Here is a 17,776-nt window from a genome sequence, read left to right as displayed (position 1 = left end):
AACATAAGCCGAGCATAATTATAAAAATCATTGGCTTAGACTTGTGGAGGGAGGAAGATGGCAGAAGTCATTCTAGAGAATATCTGCAAGACCTACGGTAACAATTTTCACGCAATCGACCAATTGAACCTGTCGGTCGAGGACGGTGAATTCCTGATTCTCGTCGGGCCGTCCGGCTGCGGCAAATCCACCGCGTTGCGAATGATCGCGGGATTGGAGGACGTCACCAGCGGCAGCCTTCGGATCGGCGGAGTCGACGTCGTCGACATGCCGCCCAAGGACCGCGACATCGCGATGGTCTTCCAGAGCTACGCGCTCTATCCGCATATGACGGTGTTCGAAAACATCGCCTTTTCGATGCGGCTGGCAGGCAAGCCGAAGGCCGAGCGCAAGAAGCGCGTGGACGAGATCGCCAAAACCCTTCAGCTGACGTCTCTGCTGGACAGCAAACCCGCGAACCTTTCAGGCGGACAGCGTCAAAGGGTTGCCATGGGCCGCGCCATGGTACGCGAGCCGGCCGCCTTTCTCATGGACGAACCCCTTTCCAATCTGGACGCGAAACTGCGCGTGCAAATGCGCGCCGAAATCACCAGCCTGCAAAAGCAGCTCGGCGTAACGACCATATACGTGACCCACGACCAAACCGAAGCGATGACGATGGGCGACAGGGTCGCGGTGTTGAAAGGCGGCATGCTGCAGCAGGTCGACACACCCAAGAGGCTCTATGAATCGCCGGTGAACGCCTTCGTTGCCGGCTTCATCGGGTCTCCTTCGATGAACCTTTTCGAGGCGACCCTGACAGGCGACGAATTGACGTGCGGCACCTTCGCCATCCGGCTGCAGGACGCAGCCTTCGTGCGCAGGCCGGGCTTGAGGTCGTATACGGGGCGCAAGATCGTGTTCGGGATCCGGCCGGAGGATCTCTATGACAGCAACCTGGAATCCGGCCGCAAGTATCAGACGATACCGGCAAAAGTGACCTCGATCGAGGAACTCGGATCCGAACATATCGTCCATCTGAACATCGGCACGGTCCGGGTGGACTCCGGCGACCCGGACGCAGTGCAGGATTTTGGCCTAGCGTCGAATGCGGTGGCGAAATTCGAACCGGTCAGCGAAGTCCGCGCCGGCTCGGAAATCCGGTTGGCGCTGGATGATACCAAGCTCCATTTTTTCGATCCCGAGACGCATCTGACGATCTGAAGAATTGCGGCAAGGCCCGCAGGCGAGGGCGAGGCGCCTGCGAATGAAGACTTCTGAATAAGCCAGACGATCGTCCGCATTGTGCGGTCGATCCCAAAAGAAGGAGGAGAAAATGACGTTTCGGATACGACCCACGATGCTGAAAATGGCCGCGGCCGCATGGTTGCTCGGCGCGACCGGCGCCATGGCGGACACGACGCTGGAATTCACCCAATGGTGGGAGCCAGAGCTGCCCGCAGGCTCCTTGCGGAAAATCATGGATGATTTCGAGGCCGCGAATCCCGGAATCAAGGTGACGCTGGTCAGCGGCCCCTATGCGACCACGCGAGACCAGATCTCGGTTGGCGCTGCAACCGGAACGCTTAGCGACGTGGTCGGTCTCGACGGTGCTTGGGTGAACAACCTGAACGCGCAGAATGCGCTGGCCGACATGAACCCGATGATGGATGCGAGCGGCTTCGACAAGAGCCAGGTCGCGGATATCATCAAGGTTGACGGCAAGGCGGTGATGTTCCCCGTGGCTTCGTTCGTTTATCCGGTCTTCGTGAATTTGGACCTCGCCGCCCAGGCGGGCGTCACCAAGCTGCCGTCGACCCGCGCTGAGTTCCTCGAAGCCGCCAAGAAGATGACCCATGCCGACAAGAACCAGTATGGCTGGGTGCTGCCGCTGTCGCTGCAAACGCCGTCCGGTGTCCAGAACGACATGATGTCGTGGGTCTGGGCATCGGGTCAATCCATGATGGCGGACGGCAAGCCCGCCCTCGAGGGCAAGCCGGTGGTGGATATGCTCACCTTCGTCAAATCGCTCAACGACGCCGGCACCATCTCGCCCGGCATCGCCACCAAGACCGAACAGGAAAAGGTCGAGGAATTCGTCAACGACCGGGTCGGGATGATGATCGACTCGCTCGCGCATGTGAACCTCATCCGCAAACGCAATCCCAAGCTGAACTTCGACCTCATCCCGGTCCCGGTCGTGGAGAACTACAACGGCAAGCGCGGCCTTCCCTATGCCTCCTGGGGCATCGGCATCTCAGCGGGCTCGAAACATCAGGAAGAGGCCTGGAAACTCGTCCAGTACCTGATGAGCGAGAAGGTGAACGCCAAGCTCGTGTCGCTTGCAAACGCCTTCCCGGGCAACGTCAACGCCAAGCCGGACTTCGTGACCTCCGACAAGGCTTTCGGCAAAGCCTTCGAAATCTTCAAGACCGGTTATCTCGCGAACGAGTTTACGGGTCTGCCGGTCGCCGAAGACCTGATGACACAGTTCGATGTACAGGCTCAGAAGGTGCTGGCTGGCGAGCAGACCCCGGAACAAGCCGCAGCCAACGCTCAAAAAGGCTGGATGGCGAAATTCTGATAGGCCTGTTTCCCGTTTGCTATCTTCGACGGGGTGGCCTGACTTCGGCCAGGCCACCCGGCAACAACGGATCGGCAATTTGAGATGGACCTGGTTCCGAAGCCCCCCTTCTCTTGAAGGCGTATCGCAAGGTTGGCATATGACCCGGCAGAAGCGCTCCCGCCACAGACTGAAACGAGCGGTCGCACCGTACCTTTACCTGTCGCCCTCGCTGCTCATCATCGGCCTTTTGATGCTGCTGCCGATGGTGACGGTGATTGGCTATTCCTTCCAGAACAGCGCGGTGCTGCGTCGCGACCCGTCCTTTGCCGGACTGAAGCACTACGAGGCGATCTTTGCCGATCCCGTGTTCTGGGCCTCGCTGTGGCACACGCTCTACTTCACCTGCATGAGTGTCGTTTTCCACATGACCATCGGCATGGTCTTCGCGCTCATGCTGAACAGCGACCGCATCAATCCGACGCTGCGCAATGTCCTGCGCGTGCTCTACATACTACCGTGGCTGTTCACCGCGGTGATCATCGCGGTGATCTGGCGCCTGCTGCTCGAGCCGAACGGTGTCGTGAACAGCATTCTCATGCAGTTGGGCATCATCGGCTCCAAGGTCGAGTGGTTTTCCTCGCCCGAGACCGCGCTGCACGCCGTCACCTTCGCCAACATCTGGGCGGGCTACCCGCTTTTCATGGTCAGCCTGCTCGCGGGCCTGCAGGGCATTCCCAAGGATTTCTACGAGGCCGCCGATATCGACGGGGCGAAGGCCTACCAGAAGCTGATCTTCATCACCATCCCGCAGTTGATGCCGATCATCATCAGCATCTCGCTGCTCGACTTCATCTGGACCATGCAGGTCTTCCCGTTGATCTGGATAACGACGGGCGGCGGCCCGATCTACTCGACCGAGGTCCTCAGCACCTACACGTACAAGCTGGCATTTTCGAGCTACAACCTGTCGCAGGCGTCGGCGAGCGCCGTGGTCATCTTGTTGATCTCGCTCGGCCTTACGCTGTTCTACATCCGTTATCAAAAGGCTCGGTAGTCACCATGAGGAAAAGGCACACGACGAAAGTCAGGCTGATCACCGTCGCGCTCCATGCAGCGCTTGCAGCGGGGCTCTTTTTCGCGGCCTTCCCAATCTACTGGATGCTGAGCAGCTCGTTCAAATCGAATACCGAAATCTTTGCCCTGCCACCAACCATCCTGCCGAAGGCCTTCACTCTGGAGGCGTATGCAGCCATCCTTGGCGATCCGGTAAAGCTGCGCTTCTTCTTCAACAGCTACTTCGTGGCCGGAGCGGTGACCGTGCTGACGGTGCTGATCGCGTTGCTGGCGGCCTATGGGTTCAGCCGCTTCAACTTCCGCGGCAAGGGCAGCCTGAACACACTCATCATCAGCACGCAGACGATTCCGCCGATCACGCTTCTGATCCCCTTCTTCGGGCTTGTCGTCTCCTACGGCATCTTCGACACCTACGTCGCACTGATCCTGACCTATCTGGTGTTTACGCTGCCCTACGCGATCCTGCTGATGACGGGATATCTGAACACCTTGCCACGCGATCTCGATGAAGCGGTGGCTGTCGACGGCGGCACCAGTTGGACAGCGCTCTGGCGGGTGATCGTCCCGATCTCACTGCCTGGAATCGTGGCGACGTCGGTCTACACTTTCCTGTTGTGCTGGAACGAATTTCTCTTTGCGCTGACGCTGACGAAGTCAACGTCCATGCGCACCGTGCCGATCGGCATCCAGCTGTTGATGGGGCAGCACGCCTTCGAATGGAACCAGATGATGGCGATGAGCGTGCTCGGCTCGCTACCGCTCCTGCTCATCTATCTCGTTGCCCAGAGGTTCTTCCTCGCCGGCATGACAGCGGGCTCGGTCAAGTAGGATGTCCATCGCCGCGGCCTCAGGGCGGCATCAAGGAATGAAAGGATGAACGTGAAAGACCTCAAAGTCGGCTGCCAGACCTTCACCTGGGAGATGCTGGGAGACCGCTTCACCGGTGGCCCCGACGATCTGCTGAAGGCAATCACCGACGGCGGCTATGCCGGCATCGAGATCACCGACACGATGATCGGCCGCTATGCCGGCAAGCCGGCGGAGTTCGCCGCGGCGCTGCGGTCATGCGGCCTGACGCTCGTTTCCTTCGCTTTCGGCTCGAAGAGCGGCTTCACGCTGAAGGACAAGATCGACGCCGACCTCGACACCGCCAAACGCTGGATCGATTTCGCCGCCGCCTTTCCCGGCGCGCTGGTGTCGATGGGCTCGGCGACCGTCGTCTCCGACGGCGCGCGTGACGACAAGTTCACTATTGCCGCCGACGTCTACAACAAGGCCGGTGAACTCGGCCGCAAGGCCGGTGTCCAGGTCGCAGTGCATCCGAGTTCGCACCACAACACGCTGCTCTTCGATCGTGCCGACTATGACCGGATCTTCTCCCTGATCGACGCCTCGCTGGTCGGCTGGGTGCCGGACACCGGCCATATCTTGCGCGGGCACAAGGACATGGCCGACACGCTCACCACCTATCGCGACCGCATCCGCTACGTGCACCTGAAGGACGTCGATGCCAGCGGCACCTGGGCAATGCTTGGCAAGGGCGTCTGCGACACGGCAAAGGTGATCGAGATCGCTAGCGCCGCGCCCAACTTCAACGGCTGGCTGGTGCTGGAGGAAGAGTCCGAGACCGCCGCCGCCGATCCGGCTGGGGCCGTGAAGACCAACCGCCAGACCATGCGCGGCTACGGGGCCTGAACGATGATCCGCAAACAAGACCGTCGCCTTCGTGTCGGTGTGCTCGGCTGCGGCCCGATCGCGCAGTTCGCGCATCTGGAATCCTGCGTGAAGGCAAGCAACGCCGACCTCTACGCGATCTGCGACGCCGCGCCGGACCTGCTCGCGCGCATGGGCGCCACCTACGAACCGGAAAAGATGTATGGCGATTATGACGAGATGCTCGCCGATCCAGAGCTCGAGGCGGTGATCGTCGCTACGTCGGATGCCTATCACGTGCCGATGTCGATCAAGGCGCTGGAAGCCGGCAAGCATGTGCTGTGCGAAAAACCGATCGGCGTTTCGGTCGAGGAAGGCAAGACGCTGGCCGAAGCGGTCAAGCGCTCGGGCAAGGTGCTGCAGGTCGGGCACATGAAGCGCTTCGATCCGGCGCTGGAAGCAGCGCGCGATTTCGTCCGTGACGAGATGGGCGAGATCCTGGCGCTGAAGGCCTGGTATTGCGATTCCACCCACCGCTACACCAACACCGACGCCGTGCAGCCGCTGCCCATCACCAGCAGGCTGGCGAAGAAGCCGGGCGGCAATCCGAAGGCGGATCTCAGACAATATTTCATGCTGGCGCATGGCTCCCATCTGGTCGACACGGCGCGCTTCCTGTGCGGCGAGATCACGGCCGTGCGCGCGCGCCTCAACGAGCGTTTCGGCGCCTATTGCTGGTTCGTCGAGACCGAGTTCGCCAACGGCGCGCTCGGCCATCTCGACCTCACCGTCGCCGTGCGCATGGACTGGCACGAGGGCTTCCAGCTCTATGGCGAGAACGGCTCGGTGATCGCGAAGACCTTCAATCCCTGGTATTTCCGCGCCAGCGAGGTCGACATCTTCCACGAGAAGGACGCGACGTCGCGAAGGCCGCTCGGCGCCGACGGCCATTTCTTCCGCCGCCAGTTGGAAGGCTTCGCCGAGACCGTGCTCGACGGCAAGCCGCAGCGCGGCGCCAATGTCGAGGATGGGCTCGCCTCGATCCGCGCCATGGTGACGATCGCCCGCTCGGTCGAAAGCGGCGAGCGTGTCGAGCTCGCCGGCGTGACGGGAGCGGTCTGATGCAGGTCGGGGTGTTCGCCAAGACGTTTCCAGGCAGCGAACCGGCCGGCGTGCTGGCCGCCGTGCGCGGTGCCGGCTTTGCGGTCACCCAGTTCAACCTGGCCTGCGCCGGCCTGCCATCAATGCCGGACGATGTTCCAGACGCAGCGATCGACGCCATCGATGGCGCCGCCAAGGCTTCGGGCATAGGTCTCGTTGCGCTGTCGGGCACCTACAACATGGCGCATCCGGACAGCCGGGTACGCGACGACGGGCTGCGGCGGCTGGCGGTCGTCAGCGAGACTGCGGCGAGGCTTTCGATCCCGCTCGTCACGCTCTGCACCGGAACGCGCAATCCTGACGACCAGTGGGCACACCACCCCGGCAATGCCGATCCTTCTGCTTGGGCCGACATGGCGCGCGAGATGGAAAAGGCGCTTCAGCTAGCCGAGCGCCACGGCGTCGATCTCGGCATCGAGCCGGAGCAGGCCAACATCGTCACCTCGGCCGACGACGCGGTCCGGCTGATTTCCGAGATGGGCTCGAAGCGGCTGCGCATCGTGCTCGATCCCGCCAATCTGTTCGAACAGGCGAATGCGGAGACGGCGCGCGCCGTCGTTGCCGAGGCAGTCGAGATGACGGCGGGCCGCGTCGCGCTGGCGCACGCCAAGGATCGCTTTGCCGACGGCCGCTTTGCCACGGCCGGACAGGGCGTTATCGACTTCGCCGACTTCATCGCTCGCCTGAAGGCCACCGGTTTCGACGGACCGCTGGTGACGCACGGGCTTTCGGCCGAAGAGGCGCCGGGCGTCGCCCGTTTCCTCAAGGGACTGGTGTGATGGCGAGCCAAACGCTTCTTCGCGACGGCGCGACGCTGCTGGCCACCGACACGGGCGAGGGCCCGGCGGTGCTGTTCCAGCACGGGCTGGGCGGCGGCGAGGCGCAAGTCGCCCAGACTTTTCCCGCCGGCTTCCGCCGCATCACGCTGGAATGCCGCGGTCACGGCGGCTCCGGGCTCGGTGATCGGCGGCCGTTCTCTCTCGAAATGTTCGCCGATGACGTTCTGGCCGCGGCCGACGAGGCCGGCCTCGACCGCTTCGTCGCCGGCGGCGTCTCGATGGGCGCTGCGATTGCGCTGCGCCTCGCCTGCCTTCATCCACGGCGCGTCGCTGGCCTGATCCTGGTGCGGCCGGCATGGACGTTCTCGCCGGCGCCTCCGAACATGCAGCCGATTGCCGAGGTCGCCGGGCTCATCCTCGAGCACGGGACCGACAAGGGGCGCACGATCTTCGCGCAATCCGAGACCGCCACGCGGCTTTATCGCCAGGCGCCAGACAATCTTTCCTCGCTGCTCGGCTATTTCGACCGGCCGGACGCCAAGGCCTTCGCGCAAGTGCTGGCCAACATCGCCGGCGACGGACCCGGCGTTTCCGAACGCGACGCGGCCGTGCTCGACATTCCGGCACTTGTCTTCGGAAACGAAATCGATGCCGTGCACCCGCTGTCGACCGCCTACACGATTGCTGCCGCGATACCCGACGCGGTCTTCGCCGAGATCCCGCCCAAAGCGCGCGACAGCGCGAAGCATTTCGGCGAACTGCATGAGCAGATCAGTTCCTTCCTCCAGTCCCACTCGATTACCCGGAGCCTCATTCCGTCATGACCGCCAAACCCCTCTCCGGACCCGCCGCCATCGCAGCCCTGCCCCGCAACCGGCTCATTGGCGAATTCTCGCTGTGGTCGGCGGATCTCGCCAACATGGAGCGCGACCTGAAGCGCATCGAAGACCATGCCGATCTGCATCACATCGACGTGGCGGATGCCCGCTTCACCCCCGGCTTTCTGTTCTTCCCCGACATGGTGGCGCGCATCGCCAGGCTGACGGTGAAGCCCATCCATGTGCATCTGATGGTCGAGGCGGAAATCGTCGAGGCGCAGACGCGCCAGTTCATCGAGGCCGGCGCTGACCTCGTTACCATCCATGCGGAGAACGGCGAGGCCGGCCTGCGCGCGGTCAAGCTGGCGCATGAGCTCGGCGCCGAGGCCGGCGTGGTGCTGCGGCTGGAGACGCCGGTGCCCGCCATCGAACCCTTCCTGCCGGACGTCGCCTTCGTGACGCTTCTCGGCACCTCGATCGGCGTCAAGGGCCAGAGCCTGTCGGACCAAGCCTGCCCGCGCTTGATCGAAGCGCGCGCCCTGATGAGAAAAGCCGGTCGCGAAGCCGGCATCATCCTGGCCGCCGATGGCGGCATCCGCCATGAGACGGTGCCGCTGCTGCGCGCCGCCGGCGCCGACACAGTGGTGCTGGGCTCGCTCGCCTTCGGCGATCCGGACCTCGCCGAGCGCATGGCCTGGCTGCGCGGACTGAAAGCCGCCGCCTGATGAGCACGCTTGCACTTGCCTTCGATCTCGGCGGCACGGAGCTGCGCGGCGCGCTGGTCGAGCGCAGCGGCGACGTGGTCGCGCGCGTTTCGGCGCCGACGCTTGCCGGCGCCGGATCGGAAGCGGTGATCGGCCAGATCATCGCCCTGGCGGACAGACTGCTCAAGGAGCACCCGCGGGCCAAGGTGATCGGCATCGGCATGTGTGCGCCGGGGCCGCTCGACCCCAAGGCAGGCATCGTCATCGGGCCGCCGACGCTCGCCGGCTGGCATAATGTGCCGCTGATCGACATCCTCAGCCGACAATTCGGCCTGCCGGTGCGGCTGGAGAACGACGCCAATGCCGCGGCGCTCGGCGAATGGCGCTTCGGCGCTGGCCGCGGCGCGGGATCGCTGGTCTTCGTCACCGTTTCGACCGGCATTGGCGGCGGGGTGGTCGCCGACGGTCATATCTATCATGGACGGCGCGGGCTGGCGGCCGAGATCGGCCATATGACGATCACCGGCGAAGGCGACCGCTGCTTCTGCGGTAATGTCGGCTGCTTCGAGGCGGTCGCCTCCGGCACCGCGCTCGGGCGCCGGGCGACGCGCCTCACCGAGCCCGGCGACGGCTCGCTGCTCAGGCGTCTTTCCGATGACGGCGACGTCTCCGCCCGGCATGTCGTCGAGGCCGCGCGCGCCGGCAATGCGGCTGCCCGCGAGCTGGTCGAGGCGGAGGCGCGGTGGCTCGGCATCGGCTTCACCAATCTTTTGCATCTCTATTCGCCGGACCTGATCGTAATGGGCGGCGGCCTTGCCAACGGGTTTGACCTTCTGGCGCCAGGCATCAGGGCAACGGTCGAGGAACGCGCCATGCAGGCCTATCGCGACGTGCCGATCGTGCCGGCCGAACTCGGCGACCGCGCCGGCCTGGTCGGCGCTGCAGGCCTCATCCTGTGGGAGGGCGAGCCGGGCACGGCGCTGGCGATGGTACAGAACGAAGAGACGAAGAATGACGCCGGCGAAAAACCCTGCGCCAGAGAGGCAAGCCATGGCTGAGATGAACCTGATGAAGGTGAAGGTGGAGTCAACCGGAGCCGAGGGCGTCAGCGTCACTCTGCGCGGCGGCAAGGCGCTCATTGTGCCTGTCGAGGCAGGGGGCACCAAGGCCGGCGACGAACTGCTGCTCGGCATGCGGCCGGAGCACCTCAAAGTCGCGTCCGACGGGCCGTTCAAGGGACAGGCCGCGCTTGCCGAGCGGCTCGGCAGCCTGACCATCTTCCATGTCGAGACCGCGCCCGACGTCACGCTGGTGGTGCAGGCCAAAGGCGGCGACGCGACCCCGCTGCACACGCCGATCGCGCTCGATATCGCGCCCTCCGCCTGCCATCTGTTCCGGCCGCAAGGGCCGGCGCTGAGGCCGCTTGGGACGGCCTAGGCTTTCCTCGTCATTCCAGGGCGGAGCAGGAGCGAAGCTCCGTCGCGCAGACCCTGGAATCCATGCTGCTGCTTTCGAGTGTTGCGGAGCAGGCGTTCTCTTCAACCGCAGGGTCAAAAATTCTGCATCGCGGCGGCGCGTCAAGGGAACGGCATGGATCCTCGGGTCTGCGCGCTCGCTTCGCTCCCGCTCCGCCCGAGGATGACGAAAAGGTGCGACGCCTCCTTCCAAATCCTACCACACCGCAACACATCAAAATGCACAGCGCATCATTTTAATTCTTGACGCGTGTCAAAATTTTCTAAAACATGCGGAAATGCTGGCAAGGCCTAGGCCAGCGCTCTGGGAGGAGCAATGCCTGACATGGAAAACCCGAGCCGGGTCGCAGCCAGCGCAGGTCGCGGTCGGCGTCCGGTCATCACTTTCGCAAGACAAGCGCCGGGGTCGCTTGTGTCCCGTCGGGTATTGGCACTCGCAGAAAACGAGGCGACAACCAAAAATTCGGAGGAGGAATATCCATGCGCATCTTCAACGGCCTGACGTTTGGCGCGGGCCTGCTTGCAACCATCATCTCGGCGCCAGCCTATGCGGGAGAAGCGAAGGTCGCGGCGATCGTGAAAGGTCTCGACAATCCCTTCTTCCAGTACATGCAAAAGGGCATCGAGGAGCAGGCCAAAGCCGACGCTGTCGCCGTCACCGTGCAGGCTGCCGCCAACATGGGCGACGCGACCGGCCAGGCCGACAAGCTGACCGCCATGGCGATGCAGGATTACGACTGCTACCTGACCAACCCGATCAGCGTCTCCAACCTGGTGCAGGCTCTGGTGCCGGTCGCGCAGAAGAAGAAGCCGATCGTCAACATCGACAGCACCATCGACGCCGAGCAGGCCAAGGCCGCGGGCTTCGCCGTCTCCACCTATATCGGCACCGACAACGTTGCCGCCGGCGCACTGGCCGGCGAGGAAATGCTGAAGCTGGTGCCAAAGGGCTCCAAGGTCGCGCTGATCGCCGGTATTGTCGGCGACGTCGGCTCCAACGCCCGCATCAAGCGCTTCAAGCAGGCCGTCGAGGGCAAGCTGGAGGTGGTGGCGATGGTGAGTGCGGACTGGGATCGCGAGAAGGCGCTGACGGCGGCCACCGACATCCTGCAGGCGCATCCCGATCTCGCCGGCTTCTTCGCCGCCAACGACATCATGGCGCTCGGCGTCGAGCGCGCCGTGCAGACCTCCGGCAAGGGCGTCAAGGTGATCGGCCTCGACGGCATCGTCGACGCGCTGAAGTCGGTCGCAGCGGGCGAGCTTTCGGCAACCGTAGCCCAATATCCTTACGTTGTCGGCGCGATGGGCGTCGAGGCCTGCAAGGCGGCGGCGATCGGCAAGGAACTGCCAGCCAACGTGCCGGCGCCGGTGCTCTTGATCAACAAGGACAATGCCGAAGCATCGCTGAAAAACTTCCCGCGGCCCGGCGGCGACTATCCCGATCCCTTCCGCGAGATGCTGAAGTGAGCCTTCCGACAGACAACGCGCCCGCCAGCCCACAGGCGGGCGCGATGGAGGAGAGCCGTCCCTCCCTTGCGGCTCTCCTCCTCGATCCTTCCTTCTGGGCCGACTGGGCATCCGTCGTCGGCCTGGTCGGCCTCGTCATCCTGTTCGGCATCACGCAGCCGGTTTTCCTCAGCGTCGCCAATCTGCAAGCGCTGCTGCTCGCGGCGGCGATCCTGGTGGTGCTGTCGATCGGCCAGACCTTCGTCGTCGCGACTTCCGGCATCGACCTCTCGCTCGCCGCCTCCGTCATGCTCGGCGCCGTCATCCTCGGCCTGGTCCACGCCGCCAGCTGGGGTGTCTTGGCGGCCTGCGTGGCGGTTATCGTCGCCACCAGCGCGATCGGCCTGCTCAACGGCGTGCTGATCACGACAGGCCGCATTCCCGATTTCGTGGTGACGCTCGGCACGCTTTCCGGCATCACCGGCCTCGGCCTGATCATCTCCGGCGGAGAGCCGACCATGGTCGGCTCGACCTTCCTGCTCAAGCTCGCCTCCGGCTCCTTCGGGCCGTTCGGCTATCCCGTCTGGGTGGCGATCGCGGCGGTCGTCGTCGCCCATGTCGCGCTCTATCATACCCGTTTCGGCGTGCATCTCTTGGCCACCGGCGGCCAGGCCGAAAGCGCTGCCGCGCTCGGCATCCGCACCGACCGGGTCAAGATCGCCGCCTATACGATCTCGGGCTTCTGCGCCGGCATTGCCGCAATCCTCTTGGTGGCGCGCATCGGCTCGGCCGAGCCGCAGATCAACACCAGCCTCTTGTTGAATTCGGTGGCGGCCGTGGTGCTGGGCGGCGTCAGCCTGTTCGGCGGCCGCGCCAGCATCCTTGGGCCGGCCATCGGCGCGCTGATGCTGACGGCGCTCGTCAACGGGCTGACGCTGCTCAGCGTCTCGGCCTTCTACCAACCGCTTGCCGTCGGCGTCATCGTGGTGCTGGCGGCGCTGATCATGCGGTACCAGAAATGAGCGCCGCCAGTCACACCCCGCCCTCCGAAGCGATCCTTGCCTGCCAGGGATTGAGCAAGCATTTCGGCGGCATCCGCGCCTTCACCGATGTCGGCTTCGAGGCGCGCCGCGGCGAGGTCACCGCGGTGATCGGCGACAACGGCGCCGGCAAGTCGACGCTGATCCGCTGCCTGGTCGGCGTGCACCGACCCGACGGCGGCGCGATCTATTTCGATGGCCGTGAGCATCCGTTCTCCAATCCGGACGAGGCGCGCAAGGCCGGCATCGAGACGGTGCACCAGAACCTGGCGCTGATCGACGAGCTGACGGTGGCGCAGAACCTCTTCCTCAATCGCGAGATCGTGCGCCACATCGGCCCGTTCGCCCTGCTCGACCGCAAGGCGATGAAGAGCCAGGCACGCGCGATGCTGTCCAAGCTGTCGATCAACGTGCCCTCGGTGAGCCAGCGCGTGCGGCGCCTTTCAGGCGGACAGCGGCAGGCGATCTCGATCTGCCGCGCCGCCGGCTCGGGCGCCAAGCTGGTGGTGATGGACGAGCCGACGGCGGCGCTTGGCGTGCAGGAGACGGCCAATGTCGAGGCGCTCATCCGCAAGCTGCGCGAGCAAGGCGTGAGCGTCATCCTGATCAGCCATAATTTCGATCAGGTGCGGCGCCTCTCCGACCAGATCTGGGTGATGCGCGCCGGCAAGATGGTGGCGACGGTGCGCGCCTCCGAAACGACCGGCAACGAGCTCGTGGCGCTGGTGACCGGGGCGGCGTGACGCGCGGTGCCGCAGAACTTGAAACAATTGCGTGAAATAGGGGTGTTGCTATGGCGCTGATCCGTGTCGGGCTTGTGGGTCTTGGAGAGGTCGCGCAGTCGATCCATCTGCCGGTGCTGGCCGACCAGCGCGACCGCTGGGTCATCGCCGGCGTCCATGACGTCTCTCCGAACCTGGTGTCGCTAATCACGGCGGAATATCCGACTGCCGGGGCCTATGAGAGCGCGGAGGCGCTGATCAACTCGCCCGACATCGACGCGGTCTTCGTGCTCTCCTCCGACGACACGCATAGCCGCTTCGTGCGCTCCGCGATCGCAGCCAGCAAGCATATCCTGCTCGAAAAGCCCGCCTGCCTGACGGTGCGCGAGATCGACGATCTGCTGGCGCTGAGCAAGGACTACGGCAAGACGATCTTTATCGGCTACATGCGCCGCTACGCCCCGGCCTATCTGGCGGCGCGGGAAGAATTGCCGGCGCATGGCGACGTCACCCATGTCCGCATCTTCGACCTCATCTCGGAGGGCCGGCACTTCCTGAAAAGAAGCCAGAACATCCTCTATCCGAACGACATCGACCCGGCGATTCTTTCGCGCGGCGCCAAGGAACGCGACGCGCTGATCCGCGAGGTGGTGGGAGAGAATGCTTCCGCCGATCTTGTGCGCGCCTATCGCGGGCTGACGGCGCTTTCCTCGCACCACATTTCGGCGATGCGCGGGCTGATCGGCGAGCCGAAGCGCGTGGTGGCGGCGCACCGCACCAATGGCGGCGCCAACACAAGCGTGACCTTCGACTACGGCCATTTCGCCTGCCTCTACGACGCGGTGGTCGACGATCTCGGCCTGTTCGACGCCATGATCGAGGTGCGCTCGAACACCAAGCGGGTGCGCATCATCTATGACACACCCTATATCCGCAGCCTGCCGACGCGACTGGAAGTGACGGAGGCCGGCCCGCTCGGTCCGGTGACGAAGGCGTTCGGGCCGCTCTATGGCGATGCCTTCTCCAACGAGCTCGAGACTTTCCACCGCCACATCATCGAGGGCACCAAGCCGCTCACCGACCTCGCGGATTCACGCCGGGATCTGGCCCTGATGGCCGAGATCATCGAGCGGATGAAGGAGAGCGGCGGGAACTGAGGGCCCGGGCACATCTCCTTCTCACTAACTTGACTTTGGAAAGGCTTATAGTTCAATAAAATAGGAAACTATTGATTGGCAGAAGACTGCCGTGGGGGCTTTATGTCAATAGATCTTCAATCGATTGCAGCTGCGTCCGAGATTCTATCGGCGATCGAGAATCACTTAGAAAGTGATGATGTCGATCATTCTTTAGGTGATGAATTATGCAATGCCCTCCGTATCATCTATTTTGTTCCCGATAGTGTGCTCTCGTTCCTCCGGGACGTCAGCGAAGGCCTGCCCGTTAGCGACGATCGGATCAGAGCCGTCCTGAGTAGCTTTAACGATAGGCAATGGAACGTGGAGGAGGCTCTCGATAAGATCGATTTTGCACGGCTTGGCAAGGATTTGCGTTTAAACCTCCGAACTGCGAGTAGGCTACAAGCTATTCGCGTGGGTAAAATAAGCCTGCGCCGCGATATTCAAAATGAAATTAATTACTACGGTCAGCGCGGCATCAAACCAGATCGCAAACGTGTCGCCGAATTGACAGCCGCTATTGAGAAACTCAACAATCTAATAGAAGAGGTTGAGATGCTCATAAACAAGAGGCCCAACCGCTAGAATTCTGCGCGCTGCGGGTCGATCAAGGCGAGAACCAGACCGCTCACCGACTCTCCGACTCTCGCCGCGACCCTCGCGCTAACGGCCGAGATCATCGAGCGGATGAAGGAGAGCGGCGGGAACTGAGGCCGCCTCCTGCTTCGCTATCGTCGGCGGCCGGCGCCGCCTTGGACTGCGGGCGCGCCAGCAGATAGAGGGCGGCGGCATGCGTGATCATCAGCAGGGGCACATAGACGATCGGGATCGCGTAGGTGGCGCCTAGTTGCCCCGCCAGGGCCGGTAGATCGAGCACAGTGCCGTGATAGTAGTCGACGACAAGGTCGACAACTCCGACAAGATTGAAAGCGACGACGAGCGGCCAGAAGATCGAAGGTCTCCTCACCGCCAGCAGCGCCAGCATGGCCAGCAAGCCGGTCGCGAAGTCGCCATAGGCGGCGAAGACGGCGAAGCCTGCGGGCAGGTTCGGGCCGACCACGCCGGGAAGCAGGAAGACCAGCCCGAAGAAGCGGAAGCTGTGCAGCGTGGCGATGGCGCGCTGCGCCTCGATACGGTCCATGAGCTTGAGCCTTGGCCAGATATAGGCGCCGAAGCAAAGCAGCCACGGCACGTAACCCAGGACGAGATGGATGTTGAAAATCATCGCCGGCGACATTTTTTTCTCTCCCGTCAGCGGTTGGCCTGAACGGCTTCGAACACCGCCGTCAGGACGCCGAGCCGGCCTTCCATCAGGTTGCGTCCGAGATTGGCGGCAAAATCCGCGAAACTCCGGCCCATGACGACGCCGAGGTTCAGCGAAGGCGGCGGCCCGGACGCGCGCAGCGCCGCGAACCAGGTCTTGGCGTCCGCGGTGTCGTCCTGCTGGACAAGCATGCGGAACCCGGCGGCCTCGATCGCCTCGCAGGTCGCGGCGGCAGACAGCAGAAAGCTTTCCGCCGGGGTCTTCGCCCAGGGAACCGGATAGTGCGGGTCGCCGCCGTTGAGCACGACGTCGAAGGTGGCGAATTTCCCGCCCGGCTGCAGCATGCGCCTGATCTCGCGATAGAGAAGCGGCCGGTCCGTGATGTTCATCGCCACATGCTGCAGCAGCACGACATCGAAGCCGCCGTCGCCGAAAGGAAGCGCCAGCGCGCTGCCCGCCTGGAACGACACTTTTGCGGCCTGCCCCGTCCGCTCAGTGAGATAGACAGCGGCTTCGACGAAGGGTTCGCTTAGGTCGACGCCCGTGACGTTGCAGCCATAGGTCGCGGCGAGAAAACGGGCCGGCCCGCCCACCCCCGACCCGACGTCCAAGACCGCCATGTCGGCCGTGATGCCGGCCAATTTGGCAAGCTCGGCGGTCGCGGCGAGCCCGCGTGTGTGGAACTGGTCGAGGGTCGCCAGTTGCTCGGGCTTCAGCCGCTGCTCCTCCGGCCCCAAGACGGCCAGCGCCGCCTTCAGCCGCTCGGCCAGGCCGGTTGCGCGGTAGTGATCGCGAACGCCATTCAAATCGTCTGTCATTGCCGCTTCCCTTCAGGCTTCCAATCGCAACAGAGATACGATCGCTTTGTGCCGTCCACTATCCGCGATAATGTCGATAGGTCATGAAACAGAACTTCACAGTCCGACATGGCGCGCTTGACGGTGTCGAGGCGTTCCTGAGCGTCGCCAAGCACCGCAATTTCCGCAAAGCGGCGGCAGAGCTTGGTGTCACGCCGTCGGCGATCAGCCAGGCGGTGCGGACATTGGAAGCGCGCATAGGCGCCGCACTCTTCACACGCACGACACGCAGCGTCGGCCTGACCGAAGCCGGCGAGCGTTTTTTCTCGCGCGCACGGCCAGCATTCGAGGAATTGATAGCCGCGAGCGAGACCGCGCGCGAAATCGGCCAGCGGCCGGCCGGACTCTTGCGCCTCTCGGTACCGCCCGCGGTGGTGCCGACCCTGCTGGAACCGATGATCGCGTCCTTCTGCCGAGCCTATCCCGAGATCGAGCTGGAGATCGTCGCAAGCGGCGAGCTGGTCGACCTCGCCGCCGAGGGGTTCGACGCCGGCATCCGAATGGGTGATTTGATCGCGCCCGATATGGTCGCGGTTCGACTGGCGCCGTCCTTCCCGATGGTGGTGGTCGGCAGTCCCGATTACCTACGCCACCGAACGGCGCCGGAGCGCATCGAGGATCTGCGCCACCACGCCTGCCTGCGCCTGCGTCGATCGAACGGTTCAGTCGCGCCGTGGCGCTTTGCCAAAGGCAACAAGGCGATCGAGGCAATCGTCGCCGGACCGCTCATCGCGCACGACTACCCCACGCTTCTTGGGGCCGCGATCCAGGGCGCCGGACTTGCCCAGGTGCCCAGTCCGATTGCCGGCTCGGCGATCGAGGAAGGGCGCCTCGAGACGCTGCTTTCGGCATTCGCCGTCACATCGCCGGGTGTCTTTCTCTACTACCCGGAACGGCATCAGGTCCTGCCCAAGCTGCGCGCGTTCATCGATCATATCAGGCGCCAGGGCGACACCGAGGCTTCGCGAAAGCCACTACCGGGACGGCGCGCCTGAGGTATCAGACTGGTTTGATCGAGGAAGCTTCTGGCTGGGCATCGTCAAACCTCCACCCCCCCGCG

The 17,776-nt window shown here is 63.8% G+C and carries 19 protein-coding genes; 17 read left to right on the top strand and 2 right to left on the bottom strand.

Annotated features, from left to right (window positions below):
* The first annotated feature begins 57 nt into the window (after positions 1–57).
* The 16 genes from RFM40_RS21980 (at position 58) to RFM40_RS21905 (ending at position 15,180) form a co-directional block, all read left to right on the top strand.
* Positions 58–1,203, top strand: coding sequence for an ABC transporter ATP-binding protein (locus RFM40_RS21980; protein ID WP_320224333.1), 1,146 nt, complete (start codon positions 58–60; stop codon positions 1,201–1,203).
* A gap of 112 nt (positions 1,204–1,315) precedes the next feature.
* Positions 1,316–2,563 carry an ABC transporter substrate-binding protein gene (locus RFM40_RS21975; RefSeq protein ID WP_320224334.1) on the top strand — a complete coding sequence of 416 codons (1,248 nt, stop codon included), beginning with the start codon at positions 1,316–1,318 and terminating at the stop codon, positions 2,561–2,563.
* Positions 2,564–2,702: 139 nt separating this feature from the next.
* Positions 2,703–3,599: a carbohydrate ABC transporter permease gene (locus RFM40_RS21970; RefSeq protein WP_320278218.1), complete on the top strand. Its 897-nt coding sequence runs from the start codon at positions 2,703–2,705 to the stop codon at positions 3,597–3,599.
* A gap of 5 nt (positions 3,600–3,604) precedes the next feature.
* Positions 3,605–4,447, top strand: coding sequence for a carbohydrate ABC transporter permease (locus RFM40_RS21965; protein ID WP_320278217.1), 843 nt, complete (start codon positions 3,605–3,607; stop codon positions 4,445–4,447).
* Between the two features lie 45 nt (positions 4,448–4,492).
* Positions 4,493–5,314 (top strand): sugar phosphate isomerase/epimerase family protein, encoded by an 822-nt coding sequence (locus RFM40_RS21960; RefSeq protein ID WP_320224337.1) that lies wholly within the window; start codon positions 4,493–4,495, stop codon positions 5,312–5,314.
* Positions 5,315–5,317: 3 nt separating this feature from the next.
* Positions 5,318–6,394, top strand: coding sequence for a Gfo/Idh/MocA family protein (locus RFM40_RS21955; protein WP_320224338.1), 1,077 nt, complete (start codon positions 5,318–5,320; stop codon positions 6,392–6,394).
* On the top strand, positions 6,394–7,212 hold the full coding sequence (locus tag RFM40_RS21950) for a sugar phosphate isomerase/epimerase family protein (RefSeq protein ID WP_320224339.1): 819 nt from the start codon (positions 6,394–6,396) through the stop codon (positions 7,210–7,212). The genes RFM40_RS21955 and RFM40_RS21950 overlap by 1 nt, the downstream gene beginning before the upstream one ends.
* On the top strand, positions 7,212–8,036 hold the full coding sequence (locus tag RFM40_RS21945; protein WP_320224340.1) for an alpha/beta fold hydrolase: 825 nt from the start codon (positions 7,212–7,214) through the stop codon (positions 8,034–8,036). The genes RFM40_RS21950 and RFM40_RS21945 overlap by 1 nt, the downstream gene beginning before the upstream one ends.
* Entirely contained in the window at positions 8,033–8,755 is a 723-nt protein-coding gene (locus RFM40_RS21940; protein ID WP_320224341.1) for a ribulose-phosphate 3-epimerase, read from the top strand. Before RFM40_RS21945 ends, RFM40_RS21940 begins: the two co-directional genes overlap by 4 nt.
* Entirely contained in the window at positions 8,755–9,792 is a 1,038-nt protein-coding gene (locus RFM40_RS21935) for an ROK family protein (RefSeq protein ID WP_320224342.1), read from the top strand. The genes RFM40_RS21940 and RFM40_RS21935 overlap by 1 nt, the downstream gene beginning before the upstream one ends.
* Positions 9,785–10,171, top strand: coding sequence for a TOBE domain-containing protein (locus tag RFM40_RS21930; protein ID WP_320278216.1), 387 nt, complete (start codon positions 9,785–9,787; stop codon positions 10,169–10,171). The genes RFM40_RS21935 and RFM40_RS21930 overlap by 8 nt, the downstream gene beginning before the upstream one ends.
* 518 nt (positions 10,172–10,689) lie before the next feature.
* The gene (locus RFM40_RS21925; RefSeq protein WP_320278215.1) at positions 10,690–11,676 is read left to right on the top strand and encodes a sugar ABC transporter substrate-binding protein; all 987 of its coding nucleotides are present in this window, start codon (positions 10,690–10,692) and stop codon (positions 11,674–11,676) included.
* Positions 11,673–12,677 (top strand): ABC transporter permease, encoded by a 1,005-nt coding sequence (locus RFM40_RS21920; RefSeq protein WP_320278214.1) that lies wholly within the window; start codon positions 11,673–11,675, stop codon positions 12,675–12,677. Before RFM40_RS21925 ends, RFM40_RS21920 begins: the two co-directional genes overlap by 4 nt.
* Entirely contained in the window at positions 12,674–13,438 is a 765-nt protein-coding gene (locus tag RFM40_RS21915) for an ATP-binding cassette domain-containing protein (protein WP_320224347.1), read from the top strand. The genes RFM40_RS21920 and RFM40_RS21915 overlap by 4 nt, the downstream gene beginning before the upstream one ends.
* 50 nt (positions 13,439–13,488) lie before the next feature.
* Entirely contained in the window at positions 13,489–14,574 is a 1,086-nt protein-coding gene (locus RFM40_RS21910; RefSeq protein ID WP_320224348.1) for a Gfo/Idh/MocA family protein, read from the top strand.
* A gap of 75 nt (positions 14,575–14,649) precedes the next feature.
* Positions 14,650–15,180, top strand: a complete 531-nt coding sequence (locus RFM40_RS21905) for a hypothetical protein (RefSeq protein ID WP_320278213.1) — start codon at positions 14,650–14,652, stop codon at positions 15,178–15,180.
* A gap of 91 nt (positions 15,181–15,271) precedes the next feature.
* Here the strand turns inward: RFM40_RS21905 and RFM40_RS21900 are convergent, their stop codons facing one another.
* Both RFM40_RS21900 and RFM40_RS21895 read right to left on the bottom strand, forming a co-directional pair.
* Positions 15,272–15,832 (bottom strand): hypothetical protein, encoded by a 561-nt coding sequence (locus RFM40_RS21900; RefSeq protein ID WP_320224350.1) that lies wholly within the window; start codon positions 15,830–15,832, stop codon positions 15,272–15,274.
* A 14-nt stretch (positions 15,833–15,846) separates the two neighbouring features.
* On the bottom strand, positions 15,847–16,677 hold the full coding sequence (locus tag RFM40_RS21895; protein ID WP_320278212.1) for a class I SAM-dependent methyltransferase: 831 nt from the start codon (positions 16,675–16,677) through the stop codon (positions 15,847–15,849).
* Positions 16,678–16,760: 83 nt separating this feature from the next.
* Here RFM40_RS21895 and RFM40_RS21890 point away from each other — a divergent pair, with 83 nt between their 5' ends.
* Positions 16,761–17,711: a LysR family transcriptional regulator gene (locus tag RFM40_RS21890; protein WP_320224353.1), complete on the top strand. Its 951-nt coding sequence runs from the start codon at positions 16,761–16,763 to the stop codon at positions 17,709–17,711.
* Positions 17,712–17,776: the final 65 nt, after the last annotated feature.

This window comes from Mesorhizobium captivum (assembly GCF_033977165.1).
GTDB classification, from domain to species: Bacteria; Pseudomonadota; Alphaproteobacteria; order Rhizobiales; family Rhizobiaceae; genus Mesorhizobium; species Mesorhizobium captivum.
This window is presented reverse-complemented; position numbering and strand designations above follow the sequence as displayed.